Source organism: Pseudomonas sp. PSPC3-2, from assembly GCF_049897085.1.
GTDB lineage: Bacteria > Pseudomonadota > Gammaproteobacteria > Pseudomonadales > Pseudomonadaceae > Aquipseudomonas > Aquipseudomonas paraveronii.
Map to the genome: position 1 here is coordinate 63,581 of NZ_JAFCVO010000005.1, position 16,894 is coordinate 80,474.

At 64.7% G+C, this 16,894-nt stretch carries 18 protein-coding genes; 1 reads left to right on the top strand and 17 read right to left on the bottom strand.

The genetic code is table 11. The features are described from left to right. The first annotated feature begins 63 nt into the window (after positions 1-63). Positions 64-978: a LysR family transcriptional regulator gene (locus ACP7CJ_RS10440; protein WP_276195953.1), complete on the top strand. Its 915-nt coding sequence runs from the start codon at positions 64-66 to the stop codon at positions 976-978. Between the two features lie 202 nt (positions 979-1,180). On the opposite strand, the gene ACP7CJ_RS10445 is transcribed toward ACP7CJ_RS10440, so the two are convergent. The 17 genes from ACP7CJ_RS10445 to ACP7CJ_RS10525 form a co-directional block, all read right to left on the bottom strand. After that, positions 1,181-1,576 (bottom strand): hypothetical protein, encoded by a 396-nt coding sequence (locus tag ACP7CJ_RS10445; protein ID WP_426100463.1) that lies wholly within the window; start codon positions 1,574-1,576, stop codon positions 1,181-1,183. A 25-nt stretch (positions 1,577-1,601) separates the two neighbouring features. Then, entirely contained in the window at positions 1,602-2,828 is a 1,227-nt protein-coding gene (locus ACP7CJ_RS10450) for a beta-ketoacyl-ACP synthase (RefSeq protein ID WP_276195956.1), read from the bottom strand. Next, on the bottom strand, positions 2,828-3,556 hold the full coding sequence (gene fabG, locus ACP7CJ_RS10455; protein ID WP_247402202.1) for a 3-oxoacyl-ACP reductase FabG: 729 nt from the start codon (positions 3,554-3,556) through the stop codon (positions 2,828-2,830). The genes ACP7CJ_RS10450 and fabG overlap by 1 nt, the downstream gene beginning before the upstream one ends. Next, the gene (locus ACP7CJ_RS10460; RefSeq protein WP_426100461.1) at positions 3,553-4,014 is read right to left on the bottom strand and encodes a 3-hydroxylacyl-ACP dehydratase; all 462 of its coding nucleotides are present in this window, start codon (positions 4,012-4,014) and stop codon (positions 3,553-3,555) included. The genes fabG and ACP7CJ_RS10460 overlap by 4 nt, the downstream gene beginning before the upstream one ends. After that, positions 4,011-5,177 carry a beta-ketoacyl-[acyl-carrier-protein] synthase family protein gene (locus tag ACP7CJ_RS10465; protein ID WP_276195958.1) on the bottom strand — a complete coding sequence of 389 codons (1,167 nt, stop codon included), beginning with the start codon at positions 5,175-5,177 and terminating at the stop codon, positions 4,011-4,013. Before ACP7CJ_RS10465 ends, ACP7CJ_RS10460 begins: the two co-directional genes overlap by 4 nt. After that, entirely contained in the window at positions 5,174-5,656 is a 483-nt protein-coding gene (locus ACP7CJ_RS10470; protein ID WP_276195960.1) for a hypothetical protein, read from the bottom strand. Before ACP7CJ_RS10470 ends, ACP7CJ_RS10465 begins: the two co-directional genes overlap by 4 nt. Beyond that, entirely contained in the window at positions 5,653-6,387 is a 735-nt protein-coding gene (locus ACP7CJ_RS10475; RefSeq protein WP_321850089.1) for a class I SAM-dependent methyltransferase, read from the bottom strand. The genes ACP7CJ_RS10470 and ACP7CJ_RS10475 overlap by 4 nt, the downstream gene beginning before the upstream one ends. Continuing rightward, complete coding sequence (locus ACP7CJ_RS10480) at positions 6,384-7,631, bottom strand: NAD(P)/FAD-dependent oxidoreductase (protein WP_276195963.1); 1,248 nt, start codon at positions 7,629-7,631, stop codon at positions 6,384-6,386. The genes ACP7CJ_RS10475 and ACP7CJ_RS10480 overlap by 4 nt, the downstream gene beginning before the upstream one ends. 33 nt (positions 7,632-7,664) lie before the next feature. After that, complete coding sequence (locus ACP7CJ_RS10485; RefSeq protein ID WP_276195964.1) at positions 7,665-9,977, bottom strand: MMPL family transporter; 2,313 nt, start codon at positions 9,975-9,977, stop codon at positions 7,665-7,667. Beyond that, entirely contained in the window at positions 9,967-10,653 is a 687-nt protein-coding gene (locus ACP7CJ_RS10490) for an outer membrane lipoprotein carrier protein LolA (protein WP_426100459.1), read from the bottom strand. Before ACP7CJ_RS10490 ends, ACP7CJ_RS10485 begins: the two co-directional genes overlap by 11 nt. Beyond that, positions 10,647-11,075 (bottom strand): acyl-CoA thioesterase, encoded by a 429-nt coding sequence (locus ACP7CJ_RS10495; protein WP_276195966.1) that lies wholly within the window; start codon positions 11,073-11,075, stop codon positions 10,647-10,649. Before ACP7CJ_RS10495 ends, ACP7CJ_RS10490 begins: the two co-directional genes overlap by 7 nt. Next, positions 11,068-12,609, bottom strand: coding sequence for an HAL/PAL/TAL family ammonia-lyase (locus ACP7CJ_RS10500; RefSeq protein ID WP_276195968.1), 1,542 nt, complete (start codon positions 12,607-12,609; stop codon positions 11,068-11,070). Before ACP7CJ_RS10500 ends, ACP7CJ_RS10495 begins: the two co-directional genes overlap by 8 nt. Continuing rightward, a complete protein-coding gene (locus ACP7CJ_RS10505; RefSeq protein WP_276195970.1) occupies positions 12,593-13,528 on the bottom strand; it encodes a glycosyl transferase in 936 nt (311 codons plus the stop codon). Before ACP7CJ_RS10505 ends, ACP7CJ_RS10500 begins: the two co-directional genes overlap by 17 nt. Further along, positions 13,525-14,259: a glycosyltransferase family 2 protein gene (locus ACP7CJ_RS10510; protein WP_276195972.1), complete on the bottom strand. Its 735-nt coding sequence runs from the start codon at positions 14,257-14,259 to the stop codon at positions 13,525-13,527. The genes ACP7CJ_RS10505 and ACP7CJ_RS10510 overlap by 4 nt, the downstream gene beginning before the upstream one ends. A 167-nt stretch (positions 14,260-14,426) precedes the next feature. Next, a complete protein-coding gene (locus ACP7CJ_RS10515; protein ID WP_276195973.1) occupies positions 14,427-16,097 on the bottom strand; it encodes an acyl-CoA synthetase family protein in 1,671 nt (556 codons plus the stop codon). After that, positions 16,094-16,639, bottom strand: coding sequence for a hypothetical protein (locus tag ACP7CJ_RS10520; RefSeq protein ID WP_276195974.1), 546 nt, complete (start codon positions 16,637-16,639; stop codon positions 16,094-16,096). The genes ACP7CJ_RS10515 and ACP7CJ_RS10520 overlap by 4 nt, the downstream gene beginning before the upstream one ends. After that, positions 16,636-16,890: an acyl carrier protein gene (locus ACP7CJ_RS10525; protein WP_276195975.1), complete on the bottom strand. Its 255-nt coding sequence runs from the start codon at positions 16,888-16,890 to the stop codon at positions 16,636-16,638. The genes ACP7CJ_RS10520 and ACP7CJ_RS10525 overlap by 4 nt, the downstream gene beginning before the upstream one ends. Between the last annotated feature and the right edge of the window lie 4 nt (positions 16,891-16,894).

Below are 16,894 nucleotides of genomic sequence, written 5' to 3' on the forward strand. Positions count from 1 at the left end.
AATGATTCTTTCCAATATATTGTTCGACCTGTTTGATAGCTTTTACGACCTAATGGTATTGCTATGGAATTACGTCATCTACGGTACTTCATTGCCGTCGCCGAAGAACTGCATTTTGGCCGGGCGGCGCAGGTCCTCGGCATCTCGCAACCGCCTCTGAGCCAGCAGATCCAGGCGCTGGAGCACGAGGTGGGCGCGCGCTTGTTCGAACGCACCAACCGTCGGGTCGAGCTGAGCGAAGCCGGGCGGTTGTTCCTGCACGAGGCGCGACTGGTGCTGGCGCAAGTCGATAAGGCCGCAGATGTGGCACGCCGGGCGCAGTTGGGTGAGCTGGGTGAACTGAAGATCGGCTTCACGTCGTCGGCGCCGTTCAATTCGAGCATCCCCCAGGCGATCTTTGCGTTTCGTCAGGCGTTCCCGGCGGTCCACCTGAATTTGCAGGAAATGAGCAGCGCTGTGGTCGCCGAGTCGCTGGTGGATGAGTCGATCCAGGTCGGCTTGATGCGCCCGCTGCCGTTGCCGGATTCGCTGAGTGTGGTGGAGTTGATGCGCGAACCCTTGGTGGCGGTGCTCAACGCCGGTCATCCCTTGGTGCAAGGCAGCGAGTGCGGTTTGCACCTGGCGCAATTGGCAGACGAACCGTTCGTGTTTTTCCCGCGCAGCTACGGCAGCGGCCTCTACGCGCAACTGCTCAACCTCGCCCGCGACGCCGGCTTCAGCCCGCACTTTGCCCAGGAAGCCAGGGAGGCGATGACCATCATCGGGTTGGTGGCGGCGGGGTTGGGCGTGTCGGTGCTGCCGGCGTCTTACCAGCGCATCCGCATCGATGGCGTGGTCTATCGCACCTTGCTCGATCAGGAGGCGGTGACGGCGGTGTGGCTGGTGCAGCGCAAGGACGTGCAAACGCCGATGGCGAAGGCGTTTGTGGAGTTGTTGAGGCGTAAGGCGGCGGTTCGCAGCGCGCTTGGGTTGCGGTGAGTTTAGCGGCAGATGAGCGGCGGTTTGCCTGCAATTGCTGAGGGGAGGTTTTCAGGCATACTGCCCGAGTTCCCGAAAGGGGCTTGTGAGACTCTGAGGATCCTGGGCAACCAGCAATCGCAGAGCCAGGCAGGAAGCGGCGATGACAAGCCAACCTGTTTGTGAAGAGGGCGCCGAAAGGCGCCCTTTGTCGTTTCCGGGTCTACTGCATTCCAGCCGAACGCAACCCCGCCATGATGTCCCGATCCAGCATGCTCACCCAACGGTTGTAGTTGCGATGGATCTTGCCGTCCTTGTAGCCCAGGTCGCGGCTGTCGCGGTAGGTGATGGCGTAGCTGTTGCGGGTGTAGCGGATGTCGATGGCGGCGTAGTACTGGTTGCGCACAGTGATCTCGGCCTGCACCCGTTGGGGGCTCTGGCGTAGCACGGTCCATTCGCGTTTTTGCAGGGCGGCGACGATCACCTGTTTGACTTTTTCTTCGCTGATCTGGGCACTCGCTGGCAAGTCGTGCTGGGTGTTGAGCACCGGTTTGCTGGTGCAACCGGCGCTGGTCAGCAGGGCCAGGGTGATCAGGGTGGCGCGTAGCAAGGAAGACATTCCGTTTTCTCCAGTCGGTTAAAAGTCAGGGCCAGCGGCGGAAGATCAACGAGGTGTTGACGCCGCCAAAGGCAAAATTGTTGTTCATCACGTAGTCGTGGTGCATCTCGCGAAACTCACCTTGCAGGTAATCCAGCTCGCCGCACTTCGGGTCGACTGAATCCAGGTTGAAGGTGTGGACGTACTGGTCGCGGTTCATCATCTCGATGCTGAACCACGACTCCAGCGCCCCGCACGCGCCCAGGGTGTGGCCAAGGAAGCTCTTCTGCGAACTGATGGGCATGCGGCTGCCGAACAGGCTGTGGGTGGCCAGCGTCTCGGCGATGTCGCCCTGGTCGGTGGCGGTGCCATGGCCGTTCACATAGCCGATGGCCGAGGGCTCAAGCCCCGCGTCTTCCAGGGCCAGCTCCATGGCGCGGCGCATGGTTTTCTGTTCCGGGCGGGTGGTGTGCTGGCCGTCGGCGTTGCTGCCGAAACCGACAATTTCGGCGTGGATATGCGCGCCACGGGCCAGGGCGTGTTCCAGTTCTTCGAGCACCAGCATGCCGCCGCCTTCGCCGATCACCAAGCCGTCGCGGCCGCTGTCGTAGGGGCGCGGGCTGGTCTGTGGTGCATCGTTCTTCAGGCTGGTGGCGTAGAGTGCGTCGAACACCATGGCTTCGGTGGGGCACAGCTCTTCGGCGCCGCCGGCGAGCATCAGCGGCAGGCGGCCGAACTTGATCGCCTCGTAGGCATAGCCGATGCCCTGGCTGCCGCTGGTGCAGGCGCTGGACGTGGGGATCAAGCGCCCGGTGAGGCCGAAGAAGATGCTGATATTCGCCGCCGTGGTGTGGGGCATCATGCGCACATAGGAGTTGGCGTTCAGCCCCTCGGCCACCGAGTTGAGCAGCATGTTGCCGAAGGCCTTGATCTCGTCGGTGCTGCCGGTGGACGAGCCGCAGGCCACGCCCATGCGCCCGTCCTTGATCGACTCGTCGCCGAGTAAGCCGGCGTCTTTTAACGCCTGTTCCGCCGCCCACACCGCCAGGCGCGATACGCGGCCCATGCTGCGCAGTTGTTTGCGCGTCCAGTGCGCGGGCACGACAAAGTCATCGATCGGCCCGGCCAGACGCGTGTTCAATTCGCTAAAACGGTCCCACTCGTCCATGCGCCGGATGCCGCTGCGGTTGGCGCGAAAGTTGGCGGCGATGGTGTCCCAGTCGCTGCCCAGGGAGGTCATGCCGGCCATGCCGGTTACTACCACGCGCTTCATCAGCACAGACCTCCGTTCACGGCCAAGACCTGGCGGGTGATATAGCCTGCTTCGGCCGACATCAGGAAATTCACCGCGCCGGCGACTTCTTCCGGCGTGCCCATGCGCTGCGCCGGGATCATCTTCATCAGCTCTTCCACCGGCACGTTTTCATCGAGCATCGCGGTGTCGATCAAGCCCGGGGCGACGCAGTTGACGGTGATCTTGCGCTTGCCCAACTCGATGGCCAGAGCCTTGGCCGCGCCGATCAGGCCGGCCTTGGAGGCGCTGTAGTTGACCTGGCCGCGATTGCCGATCAGCCCGGACACCGAGGTGATACACACGATACGCCCGGCTGCGCGCCGACGGATCATCGGCATCATCACCGGGTGCAGCACGTTGTAGAAACCGTCGAGGTTGGTGCGCATCACCACGTCCCAGTCGTCTTCCGACAAGGCCGGAAACGCGCCGTCGCGGGTCAGGCCTGCGTTGAGCACCACGCCATAATACGCGCCATGTTGCTCCACGTCGGCTTCGAGGATTGCCTTGCAGTCGGCACGCTCGGAAACGTCGAATTGCAGCACCCGCGCCTTGCGGCCCAGGGCCTCGATCTCGACCTGCACCGCGTCGGCTTCTGCTCGACCGCTGCGGCAATGCAGCACGATGTCGTGCCCGGCCTGGGCCAGGCGCAGGGCAATGGCGCGGCCGATGCCACGGCTGGAGCCGGTGACCAGTACGGATTCAGTCATGGCGTTTCGTCCTTCGATTCATCTAAATAGGTGGCCGCCTGGGGCGGTCTAAATACGTTCAGGCGGGCACTGGCGTGGATACCCTCGCCGGTCAGGTGGCATTCGAACACACCCATGCCGTTGTCGTCTTCCAGGGAACGCAGGCCGTGGATGGTCAGCTCGGTACCGGCTGGGAAGTGCTCGACGTTGCACTCGAACTTACGTGTGCCCAGCAAGAAGCCCAGTTCTACCGCCTGGCCGTTCTGGCGCGCGCGGCAACCGGCGTAGGCCGCGACGCTTTGCGCCATCAGCTCGATACCGACCCAGGCTTGCAGGCTGCCGTCCGGGCGATTGAACAAGCCACCGGGCTTGACGGTGAGGCGGGTGTGAATCTGCTCTTCATCGAACGACAGCACCTGGTCGAGCAGGATCATGTCGCCCGCATGGGGCAGCAGTGTGGCGAGTGGCCAATCGATCATGGGGCCTCTCCGATAATCAGGCTGACGTTGTTGCCGCCGAACGCAAACGAGTTGCTCATCAGGCAGCGTTTTTCCAGGGCGGCGCCGTTGCGTGCCCACTGCAAGGCGGGCAGCGCCGGGTCGCCCTGGCCGTCCCATACGTGGGGGGGCAGCCGGCCGTGGGCCAGGCTCAGCCAGCAGAACGCCGCTTCCAGCGCGCCGGCCGCGCCCAGGGTGTGGCCGCTCATCGGTTTGGTCGATGAACAGGCCACGCCGTCGGGGAACAGGCTGGCGACGGCCAGGCTTTCCATGGCGTCGTTGTGTTGGGTGGCGGTGCCGTGCAGGTTCAGGTAGCCGATCTGCTCCGGCGTTAAGCGAGCGCTGGCCAGGGCCTTGCGCATCGCCTGCAAGGCGCCTTTACCGCCAGGCTCCGGCGCGGAGATATGGTGCGCATCGCAACTTGCGCCACTGCCCAGCAGCGCGATGGGGGCGGGTTCCCGAGTCATCAGGAACAGCACCGCCGCTTCGCCGATGTTGATGCCGTTGCGGTTCACCGAAAACGGGTTGCAGCGCTCGCTCGATACCGCCTCCAGCGCGCTAAAGCCGTTGAGGGTCAGCTTGCACAGGCTGTCGACGCCGCCGCAGATCACCGCATCGCACACCCCCAGGTCCAGCAGGCGCCGGGCGCTCATCAAGGCGCGGGCGCTGGAGGTGCAGGCGGTGGAAATCACATAGGCCGGGCCGCTCAGTTGCAGCCAGTCGGCGAGGAAGTTCGCCGGGGCGCTGAGTTCCTGTTGTTGGTAGTCATAGTCGCCGGGGAACTGGTGATCGCGCAGGTAATGGGCAATGCCGCGACTGGCTTCGTCGATGCCCGAGGTGCTGGTGCCGAGCACAATGCCGACCCGCGCCGCGCCGTAGCGTTGGATCGCCTGGCGGATCTCGTCCTCGATCTGTAACGCGGCTTCCAGCAACAACTGGTTATTGCGGCTGCTCTGCTGGCCCAGCTCGGGCGGGATGGTCGCCAGTTCGCCCGGCACACCGGCAACCGGCAGCACCCGCTCGGGCACCCAGCCGCTTTCGGCGCGCATGCCGGAGCAGTCGCCGGCAAACAGGCTGCGGCTGACGTCGGCCTGGCCGCGCCCGAGGGCGCAGATCACGCCGAGGGCATTGAGGTAGGCGGTCATCGCGCCATTCCCAGCGGGGTGATGCGATAGCTCAGGGGCTGCCCGCTCATGTTCACGCGAAACACCTCGGATGACTGATACACGATTTGCCAATGGCCCGGCAGGGTGCGCGTCAGGTCCATCGCTTGGGCGTTCGGGTAAAGCGCGCGGAGGTCATCCGCCGAGCTCAGTGCAAACAGCAACGCGGCGAACAGCTCGCGCGCCTGGGGATTGGGCGGCAGCAACCCGTCGGCCTGCCACTGGCCGTCGATCAGTTTTTGCCGGGCCAGGGGGATGCCCAGCGGGTCCATCATCGACCAGCGAATCGCACGGCCTTCGCGCTGGATCACCAGCAACCAGTCCTGGCTCTGGCCGTCCGCCAGGCGCTGCACGTGCAGTTGCATTGGCAAGGCGAGTGCCGGGGCTCTTTCCGGCAATGACGGTTGGCTGGCGCAGGCGCTCAGCAGCAACAGGCAGCCGATCAGCAGCAAACGCATCATGGTGCCGCGCTCGCCAAGGGCTTGCGTGCCACGCAGTTGACCAGGGTTTCCTCGCGCTGGCCCACCGGCGGTGCCTTGCGCAGGCCCCAGCGTTCCAGCAGGCCGAAATCACTGGCCCGGCTCCACCACAAGTAGGGGTACGAGACGTTCTGCGCGCCGAACTCAAAGCCCTGTTCGTGCAGCATCTGCAGGTACTCTTCGGCGCTTTTCTGCACCTGCATGGGGTGGCGGAACAGCCAGCGAATCACCCAGGTGTCGATATAGGCCTCGGTGGACTCGGCAAACAGCAAATAGCCGCCGGGCTTGAGCACCCGATAGAACTCTTTCAGTGCGCGATGCTGCTCAACCAGATGATGGAAGGTCTGGTGGCAAAACAGGATATCGACACTGGCGTCCGCGACGTTGAGGGTGGCGCAGTCGCTGCCGATCAGCTCGACGTTCAGCCCTTGGCGCGCGGCCTCCGCCTTGCTCAGCTCAAGGCTGTGCGGGTCGGCATCCAGCCCGATCAGGCGCGACGGCTCGAACACTTGCTGTAGCAGCTTGAAGGATTTGCCCTGGCCGCAGCCGGCGTCCAGCAATACCGGCGCCACCGGCAGCGGCTCGCTGAACAGGCGGCGCAGGTCGTTGATCGCCACGCGCAACACGTGGTGCTGCCAGGTGTGGCTGCGCAGGAACCAGAAGCCGAACTTGGTTTCTTCGACGTAATTCTTGCTTAAGTACTGACTGCTCACACGGCATCCCCTGCACAAATTTCCGACAACATCCGTAACCGCCGTTTGGGCTCGCTGACAAACGGGTTGCGCTCATCCCAGGCGTAGCCGGCGAGGATCGAGCTGATCATCCGGCGAATCTCCGGCGAGCTGCCGGCGTGAAAAATAACATCCTGGAACGTCCCGGCGTACCAGCCTTCAACGTAGCAGCGGAAGGTGTCGACGCCGCGCTTCAGTGGTTCGGCAAACTCGCGCTGCCAGTCCACGGCTTCGCCGTTGAGCTGACGATGCAGCACGCCGGCCGCCATGCTCGCCGAACGCATGGCGATGGTCACGCCCGAGGAGAACACCGGGTCGAGGAATTCTGCCGCGTTGCCCAGCAGCGCAAAGCCCGGGCCGTGCAAGGTTTTGACGTTGGCCGAGTAGCCGCCGATGGTGCGCGCGGGGGTGTCCCACACGGCGTTCTGCAGCACGCCGGACAGGCTCGGGGTTTCGTCGATGAACCCGCGCAGGCAGGCGTCGAGATCGGCGTCACGGCCGGCAAAATGCTCCTTGGCCGCCACCACACCTACCGAGCAACGGCCGTTGCTGAACGGAATGGTCCAGAACCAGATGTCGCGTTGGGTCGGGTGGGTTGTCACGAGGATCTTGGTGCGGTCGAAGCCTGGGTGTTCGATGCGGTCCTCGACATGGGTGAACACCGCCTGGCGCACCGGGAAGTCCGACGGCGCTTCGAGGTCCAGCAGGCGCGGCAGTACGCGGCCATAGCCGCTGGCATCAAGCACGAATTTGGCTTTGACGTGATACTCGCTGCCGTTCTCCCGGCGCACATGCAGGTAGTGGGTTTCACCGCTGAAATCCACGCCGACGATGGTTTCGCCGTAACGGATGTCGACGCCTTGCAACGCTGCTTGATCGGCCAGCAACTTGTCGAACTCGCCGCGCTGCACCTGGAAGGTGGTCGGCTTGCCGTGGCTGAACGTGTCAGCGAAATCAAACGCGCTGTAGCGCTCGCCCCAGGCGAACGCGGCACCGGTTTTTACTTGGAAACCCGCCGCCTGCACGGCGTCGAGCATGCCGGCTTCTTCGATAAAGTCGATGCAGTGCGACAGCAGGCTTTCACCAATCGAAAAGCGCGGGAAATGCTGGCGCTCGATAATCAGCACATCATGCCCTTTACGCTTTAACAGCGCGGCGGCGATGGCACCGGACGGGCCGGCACCGATCACCACCACCTGGCGACGTTCCATTTCAACTATGGGCACGAGGGCTCCTTGCCAGTTTGGCGATAATCACATTCATGAGGCATGCTTCTGGCGGCCGGCCCAGGGCGCCAGCATAAAGCTGAAGGCCAGGCCCAGGCTGACCGACAGGCCGAAATTACTCACCGCAGGCGTACTCGACACCGCCAGCAGGCCAAACGACAACCACGTCGTCAGCGCCGCCAGCAGTGTTCCCAAAAGGCTCACCGCGGGGCCGCCGATCTGCTCACGCATCAGGATCGCGTAGTCGACACTGATGGCGGTGACCAGCAGCAGGCCGAACAGGCTGAACAGCGTCAGCGGCTGGCCCAGCCAACCGAAGCTGGCCAGGCTGCACAGCGCGGCCAGCAACGGCAGGGCGACAATGCGCAGTGCGCCGCCAAACCCGAAGGGCACGATCAGCAACAGCACGATCAGCCCGCAGGACATCAGTTTCAATTCAGCCGCGCTGATCTGCGTGGCGGCGAACACCCGGTTCAAATCCCCCAGGCGATCCACCAGTTGCACTCCCGGCAAGTCCACGGCCTGCACCTGCAGCAGCGCTGGGTTGTTCAAGCCTTGCAGGCTGACCATGGCTGCTACGCCGCCGTCGACCGGGCCCAGCCACAGCGTGCGCCAGGGTTCGCCCAGCGGCCCGAGCAGTGCGGCGTCGATGTCTTCGGTGGGCAGCGCTTGCAGTTGCGCGACTTCGGCTTGCAGTGCGCCGACGGGCACGCCGAGGTCGAGCAGCGGCTGCCAGTGCTCTGGCAGTTTATTCAGGGCCTCGCGCAACTGTTGTTGCTCGGCGGGCAGGTTGACCAGTTGATTGAGCGCCAGATAACCCTGGAGCTTGTCCATATTCACCAACTGCTCCAGGCGCTGGCCCAGGGCGGCCTGGCGTTCCAGCAACTGCTGCTGATTGTCGGCGCGCACCAGGAAGAACTGGCTGGTGGGTTGGAACCCGGTGATCCGCGCCACGGCCTGGGCTTCCTGCAGCAATTGCGGCGGGGCGCCGATCCACTGGCGCAGATCGTTTTTACTGTTCAATTGCCACAAGCCGCCGGCACAAAACAGCAGCACCCACACCAGCAGCACTGCGCTCGGCACCCGTTTGATCAACCCGCTACGCATCAGCCACAGGCCTTCGGCGATGCGCAGCGGCCATTGCGCCGGGCGCAGTTCGACACCGTTGAGCAGCGCCGGCAGCAGGCACACGGCGCACAGGTATGCACCGGCTAGGCCTGCGGCGGAGAACACGGCGATCTGGGTCAGCGCCGGGAACGGCGTCCAGGCCAGCGCCAGGTAGCCGATGCAACTGGTCGCCAGGCTCAGGCTCAGGCCCGGCAGGGTCAGGCGCAACGCCGGCCAACTGCGCCACGGCTGCAGGCTCCAGCTTTTCGACAAGTAGTGCAGCGGGTAATCCACCGCCACGCCAATCAGGCTGGAGCCGAGCACCAGCGTCATCACATGCATATGCCCGAACAGCGCCACACAGGCCACCGCGCCGAACAGCATGCCCACCAGCACCGGCACGAAGGCCAGCAGCACGCGCCAGCGCCGGAACGCCAGGAGCAACAGCAGCAGAATGCCGACGGTCGCGCCGCCGCCGACCCAGGTGATTTCGCGGGAGGCTTGCTGTTGCCCGGCGGCGGCGTAGAGCAAACCGCTGGCCGCGAGCAGTTGCGCGCCGTGCTCGGCGGCCTGGGCGCGGCTGGCCTGGAGCAAATCGGCGACTTGCAGCGGCAGTTTCATATCGAAGGCATTGCCGGTGGTGCGCGCGCGCAGCATCACCCAGCTCTTGCCGTCGGCATCGGCGATCAACGTGCCGCTGCCGATATCCAATTGCACCGCGCCGCGCTGCGGCTGGCTGTTCTGAATGCGCCCGGTCAGGCCCAGCCAGTCGTCCTGGCTCGGCACCAGGCTGAACCCGGTGAACGGGTCGAACAGCGCTTGCACGCGCTGCTGGATGAACGCGTCGGGGTGGTCGATCAGTTGCTCGCGGTCCTTGGCCGCGAGCATCGACAGGCGACCGCGCAACAACTGCGCACGCAGCGCCGGCAGGTCGGCTTGCAGGTTCCATTGGACTTTTTCAAACAGGCCGCTGGCTTGCCAGCGCTCACCCAATTGCTCGGCTACGTTGACCGCTTGCTGGCGGTCGGCGTGCCCCACCAGGACCAGCATTTCGCGGTTCAGCGGTTCCTGCATGCGCTGTTCGGCTTGCAGTTCGAGGGCGTCCGGCGTGCTACCCGGCACCAGTTCCATCAGGTTGGCCGACAACGGCGCGCCATGGCGCCATTGCCAGCCGGCCAGCGCCAGCACGGCCACCAGCAGGATCAGGAACAGGCGCGGCAATAAACGCTCACTGGGCAAAGTCGTGTTGCTCCGCAGCGCTCAGGGGAAGGTCGGCACTGCTGTCCTGCATGCGCAGCACGGTGCTGTCGCCCTGGGTTTCCAGCAGTTCTATGGTGTGTACCAGCGTGCCGCCGTCGATATTGATCTGATTGAACACTTGCTTGAGCAGCAGCGAGCGCGGGGTCAGCGTCAGCTTCCACTGCTCGGCTTCACCCTGTAGTTGCAAGTCGAAGTCACGCTGCAAGCCGCTGCTGTCGCCCTGCAGCACGGCGAGGAACAGGCGGTTCTGCTCGGCCCCGGCGCTCTTGTTCGGCAGCGTTTGCCAGCCATTGGCATCCCGCCGCGCAATGCCTTGGGCGCTGATGCGGTAATCCTGTTGCAGCGGGGTTTTGAGCAGCCACAGCAGGCCGTGGTCCTTGGCCAGGACGAAGGTGCCTTTGCTGACCAAGGGTTGCGGCAGGGCGCGCAGGTGTTTTTCCTGGATGAAGCTGCCGTGGATCACGCTGGGTTTGGCCAACTGGTCGCTGAGTTGCTGTAGGTCGAAGGCATGGGCCGCCGCCGAAAAACCAAACAACGCGAACACTGTAGGAGCGAGCTTGCTCGCGAAAAACCTGAGGGCACCACGGGGTGTCGGGTGACCAGCGTTATCGTTGACGATCTTCGCGAGCAAGCTCGCTCCTACAGGGGTCAGCATTTCAAGGCCCTTTCGACGGCGTGGGTGAAGACTGTGGGGGACGCCAGTTGCATCTCGCGGCTGGCGATGTCTACCGCCACTTGCACCGTGCTGGCGCGGGTCAGGCGTTCGCCGCTGGCGCGGTCGGTGATCAGGTAGTTGACCTTCAAACGGTTCTCCCATTCCACCAGGCTGGCGCGCACGTTGATCGTCTGGCCGAAGGTAGCGCCGCGCACATAGCGCAGTTGCAGGTCGATCACCGGCCAGGCGTAGCCCGATTCGAGCATCGCCGTGTAGTTGTGGCCGATCGTGTCGAGCAGGGCGCAGCGGGCGATTTCCAGGTACTTCACGTAGTGCCCGTGCCAGACCACGTTCATGGTGTCGATGTCGAAAAACGGCACGAGGATTTCAGTGTCGCAATGCAGCACGCCCTGACTACGCATGCAGCCTCCAGTGTTGTTCGGCGATGCGTTGCAGGCACAGGCGCAGTTCGCCTTCGAGGGCGCGGTCTTCGATCACCGGCGGGAAGTCTTTGGCCAGCTCGCTGTGCATCGCCGCCAACGCCGGCGGCAGCGGGCGCGCTTCGGCGGCCTGGGCGCGCAGCCACACGCCTTGGTTGGCGGCGAGCAGGGTGGCGGCGGCGACTTGCTCGGTCAGTTCCAGCACGCGGATTGCGTCGCGGGCGGCGATGGTGCCCATGCTCACTTTGTCCTGGTTGTGGCACTCGGTGGAGCGCGAGAACACACTGGCCGGCATGGTGTTTTTCAGCGCTTCGGCGGTCCAGGCGCTGGTGCCGATCTGCACGGCTTTGAAGCCGTGGTTGATCATCGCGCGATCGGCCGGGGCTCCCGACAGGTTGCTCGGCAGGCCGTGGTTGTAACGCACGTCGACCAGCAGCGCGAGCTGGCGGTCGAGCAGGTCGGCGACGTTGGCCACCAGGGTCTTGAGGCTGTCCATGGCGAAGGCGATGTGCCCGCCATAGAAGTGCCCGCCGTGCAGCACGCGCTCTTCTTCAGCGTCGATGATCGGGTTGTCGTTGGCGCTGTTGAGTTCGATCTCGATGAACGAGCGCAGCCAGTTCAGGCTGTCGGCCAGCACGCCGAGGACGTGGGGCGCGCAGCGCAACGAGTAGCGATCCTGCAAACGGTGCAGCGGCGCGGTCGGCGCATCAATCGCCAGATCCTTGCGCAACCACGCGGCGACTTGCATCTGCCCCGGGTGCGGTTTGGCGGCGAACAGGCGCTCGTCGAAGTGTTCCGGGTTGCCTTGCAGCGCCACCACGTTCAGCGCGGTGATGCGCGTGGCCAGTTGCAGCAGGTAGTCGGCGCGGGCGAAGGCCAGGCAGGCGAGGCCGGTCATCACGGCGGTGCCGTTCATCAGCGCGAGGGCTTCCTTGGGGCGCAGTACCAGCGGTTCCCAGCCCAGTTCGCGGTGCACGTCGATGGCCTGGCGGCGTTCGCCACGGAACAGCACGTCGCGTTCGCCGGACAGCGTCGCGGCCACGTAGGACAGCGGCGTCAGGTCGCCGCTGGCGCCCACCGAGCCTTCTTCCGGGATCAGCGGCAGCACGTCGTGTTCGAGGAACGCGTGCAGGCGCTCGAGCAGTTCCACGCGCACCCCGGACACGCCGTGGCACAGCGACTGCAAACGCGCCGCGAGCACGGCGCGGGTGGCTTGGGCGTCGAGCAACTTGCCCAGGCCGCAACCGTGGAAGGTGTACAGGTGACGCGGCAGGGCTTCGACGTGCTGCAACGGCACGGCCACCACGCAGGAGTCGCCATAACCGGTGGTCACGCCGTAGATCACGCCTTCCTTGTCCAGCAGCGAGTCGAGGAACTGCGCGCCCTTGGCGATGCGCTGGCGATAGGCGGCATCGTCCTGCAAGTGCGTGGGCACCTGACGGTTGGCCAGGGCCAATACGTCTTCAATGCGCAAAGCGCGTTCGCCAAACGTTACCGGCTCAAGATGCGTCGTCATCGGTCTTCCAGAAAGGGTAAAAGTTGAACCATTGTTGGGGCGCTTCCAGGCAGAACTGGCCCAGGCGTGCGGCGTAGCGCGCGGTCCACAGGGTTATGACCTGCTCGCGGGTGCTGCGTTTCCATTCGATCAGTTGGGTAAACGGTTCGATGGTCAGGCGATAGCGGCCCTGGTGCTTGAGGCACATCAGCAGGTTCACCGGGCATTTCAGCAGCCCGGCCAGCAGCCACGGGCCTTGGGGGAAGGCGGCATCGTGGCCGAGGAAGTCCACGCGCACCGTGCGCCCGCCGTGCAGCGGCACGCGGTCACCGGCAATCGCCAGCCATTCGCCGTCGTCCAGGCGTTGGCTGAGCAGCAGCATGGTGGCCGGGTCCAGCTCGCTGACCTGGATCAGGCGCAAATGGGTCGCGCCGGCTTCGCCCAGCAGGCGGTTGAAGCGTTCGGCGTGCTTGGTGTGGACCAGCACGTTCATGGTGACTTTTTCGCCAATCTCCGCGAGCGCGCGGCACACTTCGAGGTTGCCCAGGTGTGCGCCCACTAGCATCTGCCCGCGTTCGCCACGCAATTGGCCGCGCAATTGCGCCGGGTCGTTGATTTCGATCTGCTCGATGCGCAGCTTGCCGTTCCACACGTCGAGCTTGTCCAGCAGCGCATCGGCAAACGCCATGAACTGGCCGAAGACTTTGCGCTGGGTCGGGCGCAGTTCATCGCGGCCGCTCCATTGCGCCAGGCGCTGCTGGTATTGCCAGACGCTCTGGCGCGCGGTGCGGCCGAACAGGAAGAAGTACAACACGATGCCGTACAACAGCGGGCTCAACAGCCGGCGCCCGAGCAGCTTGGCGGCGACAGCGGTGAGTTTCATCAGCCAGAAACTGCCGCGCTCTTCGCGGTCGGCCCAGTGTTTGCCGCTGTCGCTCATGCCTGCCACCGTCGCCACAGAATCATCGGTGCGCGCACCAACATGCCGAAGAACAGCCGGGTGTGCATGGCCGAGATGCGCACGTTGTCGCGGAACAGGCGGAAGTGCGACAGGCCGTCGGCGGGGTAATGCACCTTGGTCGGCAGCCAGCGCATCGGCTGGTTGCGCCAGGCCAGGCGCACCAGGATGTCCGAGTCGAAATCCATGTGGGTGCCGATGTAGGCCGAGTTCATCAGGGCCAGGGTCGGTGCCAGCGGGTACACGCGAAAGCCGCACATCGAATCGCGAATCTGCAGCGACAGCGTATTGATCCACACCCACACGTGGGTCAGGTAACGCGCGTACAGGCGGCCCTTGGGCACGCTGTCGTCGTATTCGGGATAGCCGCAGATCACCGCCGTGGGGTGCCGGCGTGAGGTGTCGATAAAGTTCTCGACTTCGCGCAGGTCGTGTTGGCCGTCGGCGTCCACTTGCAGGGCATGGGTAAAGCCCAGGCGCGCTGCTTCGCGGAAACCCGCCATCACGGCGCTGCCCTTGCCTTGGTTGCTCGGCAGGGTGAGCAGGCTGACGTTGTCGAGGCTCGCCAATTGCGCCAGCACCGCCGCGCACGCCGGGCTGCTGCCATCGTCCACCAGCAGGCACGGCAGGCCGCTGTCGAGCAGGCTGTGGACCACGGCCGGTACGGCGGCTTCATGGTTGTAGACCGGGATCAGGGCGCAGGGGTTATGCATGATGCACCTTCTTAAGGTTACCGCTCACCTTGTGGCGAGGGCGCTTGCTCCCGCTGGAGTGCGAAGCGCTCCCAACCCAGGCTGCGCAATTAACCTGGATGATTTCGGTCGCCTGTATTGGGGCCGCTTCGCAGCCCAGCGGGAGCAAGCTCCCTCGCCACAAGAGCTCAATCATCTGTCGCCTCCAGTTGAATCCGGCCACTGGAGCAGGCCGCGACGCCGTTACGGTAGGCGAAATACAGCTTGCTGCGTTCCGGGTCGAAGCGCAGGTGCAGTTCGATCTGGTCGCCGGGGCGCACCAGTTGCTGGAACTTGAGCACTTCCATGCCGGCAAAGGTCGCCGGCAGGTCGAGCAGTTGCTGGCCGAGGTTGAACGCCCACTCCACCTGCACCACGCCCGGCAGCACTGGCGTCACCGGGAAGTGGCCGCTGAAGTAGGCCAGGTCCGGCGGGATGCTCAGTTGCAGGGTCCATTCGCCGTCGGCTTCGACTTGCTCCAGCACGTCGGGTGCTTTTGGCCGGGGCGCGAGCAGCAGTGCTTCAATGTCGGCCTGGGGCAGCTTGCCTTGGCTGTTCAGGGGCAAGTGCCGCAGTAGACGCCAGCGACGCGGCAGGGCCAGGGCTTCGCAGTGTTGGCTGAGGTGTTGGCGCAGGGTTTGGGTGACGGTACGCCGGCCCTGGTTGCGCAGGGCATGCAGGCCGTCGGCGCTCAGCACCACGAGGGCCCCGAGGCTGGCGCGGTTTTCCTGGACCACGCCCAGGCGAGTGTCGGCGACCCAGGGGTGCGCCATCAGGGCCTGTTCGAGCATGGGCAGGGAGATACGTTTTTCTTCCAGTTTGACGATGCGATCCAGGCGGCCCAGCAGTTCGAAGCGGCCGTCGGCATGCAGGCGGGCGGCGTCGGCGGTCTGTTCGATATGCCCGACGGGCAGGTACGGTGAGGCGATGCACAGGGCGCCGTCGGCGTCCTGGCTCAGTTTTACGTCGGCGAACGCTTGCCACGGTTGCGCGCCTTGGCGCCAGGCAATGCCGCCGGTTTCCGAGCTGCCGAGGATTTCCGTCGGCCATTGCTGCAAGCGCTCGTACAGGCTGGCGGCCGCGTCGATGGGCAACGCGCCGCCGGAGGAGAACACCCGCGACACTTGGCTCAGGGCCGGCCAGTCGAGGTTGTCGCCCATCCGCTTGAGCAGCGCCGGGCTGGCGACCCAGGCGAACTGCGCGTGCTCGCGGCTGGCGCGCTGCAAATCCTCCGGGAAGGCCAGTTGGCGGCGCACGAAGGTGCGGCCGGCGCATAACGGCCATAGCACGCGGAACAACAAACCGTAGATGTGCTGGGTGGCGACGCTGCCGATGATGCACGCGTCTTTAAGATCTGCGCCCCACAGCGCTTCCAGCGCCTGCACCTCGTTGGCCAGTTGGCGCAGGGTCTTGTCGATGCGCTTGGGCTCGCCGCTGGAACCGGAGGTACACAGGCTTAACTGGCAGGCATCCAGATCGAGCGCGGCAGGGCTCAACGGCGCTTGATACAGCACGTCCAGATCGGCCGCTTCGGTCAGCCAGGCGTCGACGGCATCGGCCCAGCGTTGGCGGGTCTGCGGTTGCAGATCGGCGGGCAGCAGCACGCCGACGCCGGCGCGCCAGGCACCCAGCAGGGCGATCGCCAGCAGGCCGGCGTCTTCCAGATGCACGGCCACGCGCTGAATGCCGCGTGCGTGCAGGCCTGCCGCCAGGCGCAGAGATTGCTCCCACAGTTGGGCGTGATTCATCGCAGGCTCGGTGGTGACCCAGCGCTGTTCCAACGGCTCAAGCAGCAAGTGCTCAAGTTTCAACCCATTCATACGCGGCCTCGAACCCTTTGTCGTACCAGCCATTCCACGGCAAACAACAGCCCCATCAGCCCGTAGGCGATCAGGCCGTTGTACAACGTCCACCAGCTCAGTGGCGCCCACAGGGTGAGGGCGGCGGCGAGCAGGCCATTACACAGAAAAAACACGCTCCACACCACGGTGACCTGGCGCGTATACACAATGGCTTTCGGCGGCAATTGCGGCTCGGTCATGCGTGCCAGGCGCTCGACCATCGGCGGGCCGTATTTCAGGCTCAGGCCGAACAGCGTCAACATGAACGCACTGACCAGGCTCGGGTACCAGCGCAGCAGGTGCGGGTTGTCAAACCAGGCCAGGGCCAGGCAAAACACGATGATCGCCGCTGCCATCCAGCGGCTGCCGGGGCGCCGTGCACCCGTGAGCGCGCGCAGCAACCACAGGCCGCCGAGCAGCAGGCCGAATTGCCAAGGTGCAAAGTGTTCGGTGCCGTAATACACCGCAAAGGGGTACAGCAGCCCCGCCAGCAACAGGCCAAGGCCGATCAGCCGGCTCATGCGGCAGGCGCGACCAGACGGTACACCGCCTCAACCACGTCATTCACGGTGCGCACGGTCTTGAACTCTTCGGCCGCGATCTTCTTGCCGGTCTGGCGCTTGATATGGTCGATCAGGTCCACCGCGTCGATGCTGTCGATTTCCAGGTCCTGGTACAGGTTGGCGTCGAGGGTGATGCGTTCAGGTTCCAGTTCAAACAGTTCCACCAAGGCAGCGCGCAGGGTGTTGAAAATATCGTCACGAGTTTGCATGGTA

Excerpts from the sequence above, each read along its gene's own strand:
- ACP7CJ_RS10440 (WP_276195953.1), top strand. The coding sequence starts at position 64 with ATGGAATTACGTCATCTACGGTACTTCATTGCCGTCGCCGAAGAACTG.
- ACP7CJ_RS10445 (WP_426100463.1), bottom strand. The coding sequence starts at position 1,576 with ATGTCTTCCTTGCTACGCGCCACCCTGATCACCCTGGCCCTGCTGACC.
- ACP7CJ_RS10450 (WP_276195956.1), bottom strand. The coding sequence starts at position 2,828 with ATGAAGCGCGTGGTAGTAACCGGCATGGCCGGCATGACCTCCCTGGGC.
- fabG (WP_247402202.1), bottom strand. The coding sequence starts at position 3,556 with ATGACTGAATCCGTACTGGTCACCGGCTCCAGCCGTGGCATCGGCCGC.
- ACP7CJ_RS10460 (WP_426100461.1), bottom strand. The coding sequence starts at position 4,014 with ATGATCGATTGGCCACTCGCCACACTGCTGCCCCATGCGGGCGACATG.
- ACP7CJ_RS10465 (WP_276195958.1), bottom strand. The coding sequence starts at position 5,177 with ATGACCGCCTACCTCAATGCCCTCGGCGTGATCTGCGCCCTCGGGCGC.
- ACP7CJ_RS10470 (WP_276195960.1), bottom strand. The coding sequence starts at position 5,656 with ATGATGCGTTTGCTGCTGATCGGCTGCCTGTTGCTGCTGAGCGCCTGC.
- ACP7CJ_RS10490 (WP_426100459.1), bottom strand. The coding sequence starts at position 10,653 with ATGCTGACCCCTGTAGGAGCGAGCTTGCTCGCGAAGATCGTCAACGAT.
- ACP7CJ_RS10495 (WP_276195966.1), bottom strand. The coding sequence starts at position 11,075 with ATGCGTAGTCAGGGCGTGCTGCATTGCGACACTGAAATCCTCGTGCCG.
- ACP7CJ_RS10500 (WP_276195968.1), bottom strand. The coding sequence starts at position 12,609 with ATGACGACGCATCTTGAGCCGGTAACGTTTGGCGAACGCGCTTTGCGC.
- ACP7CJ_RS10505 (WP_276195970.1), bottom strand. The coding sequence starts at position 13,528 with ATGAGCGACAGCGGCAAACACTGGGCCGACCGCGAAGAGCGCGGCAGT.
- ACP7CJ_RS10510 (WP_276195972.1), bottom strand. The coding sequence starts at position 14,259 with ATGCATAACCCCTGCGCCCTGATCCCGGTCTACAACCATGAAGCCGCC.
- ACP7CJ_RS10515 (WP_276195973.1), bottom strand. The coding sequence starts at position 16,097 with ATGAATGGGTTGAAACTTGAGCACTTGCTGCTTGAGCCGTTGGAACAG.
- ACP7CJ_RS10520 (WP_276195974.1), bottom strand. The coding sequence starts at position 16,639 with ATGAGCCGGCTGATCGGCCTTGGCCTGTTGCTGGCGGGGCTGCTGTAC.
- ACP7CJ_RS10525 (WP_276195975.1), bottom strand. The coding sequence starts at position 16,890 with ATGCAAACTCGTGACGATATTTTCAACACCCTGCGCGCTGCCTTGGTG.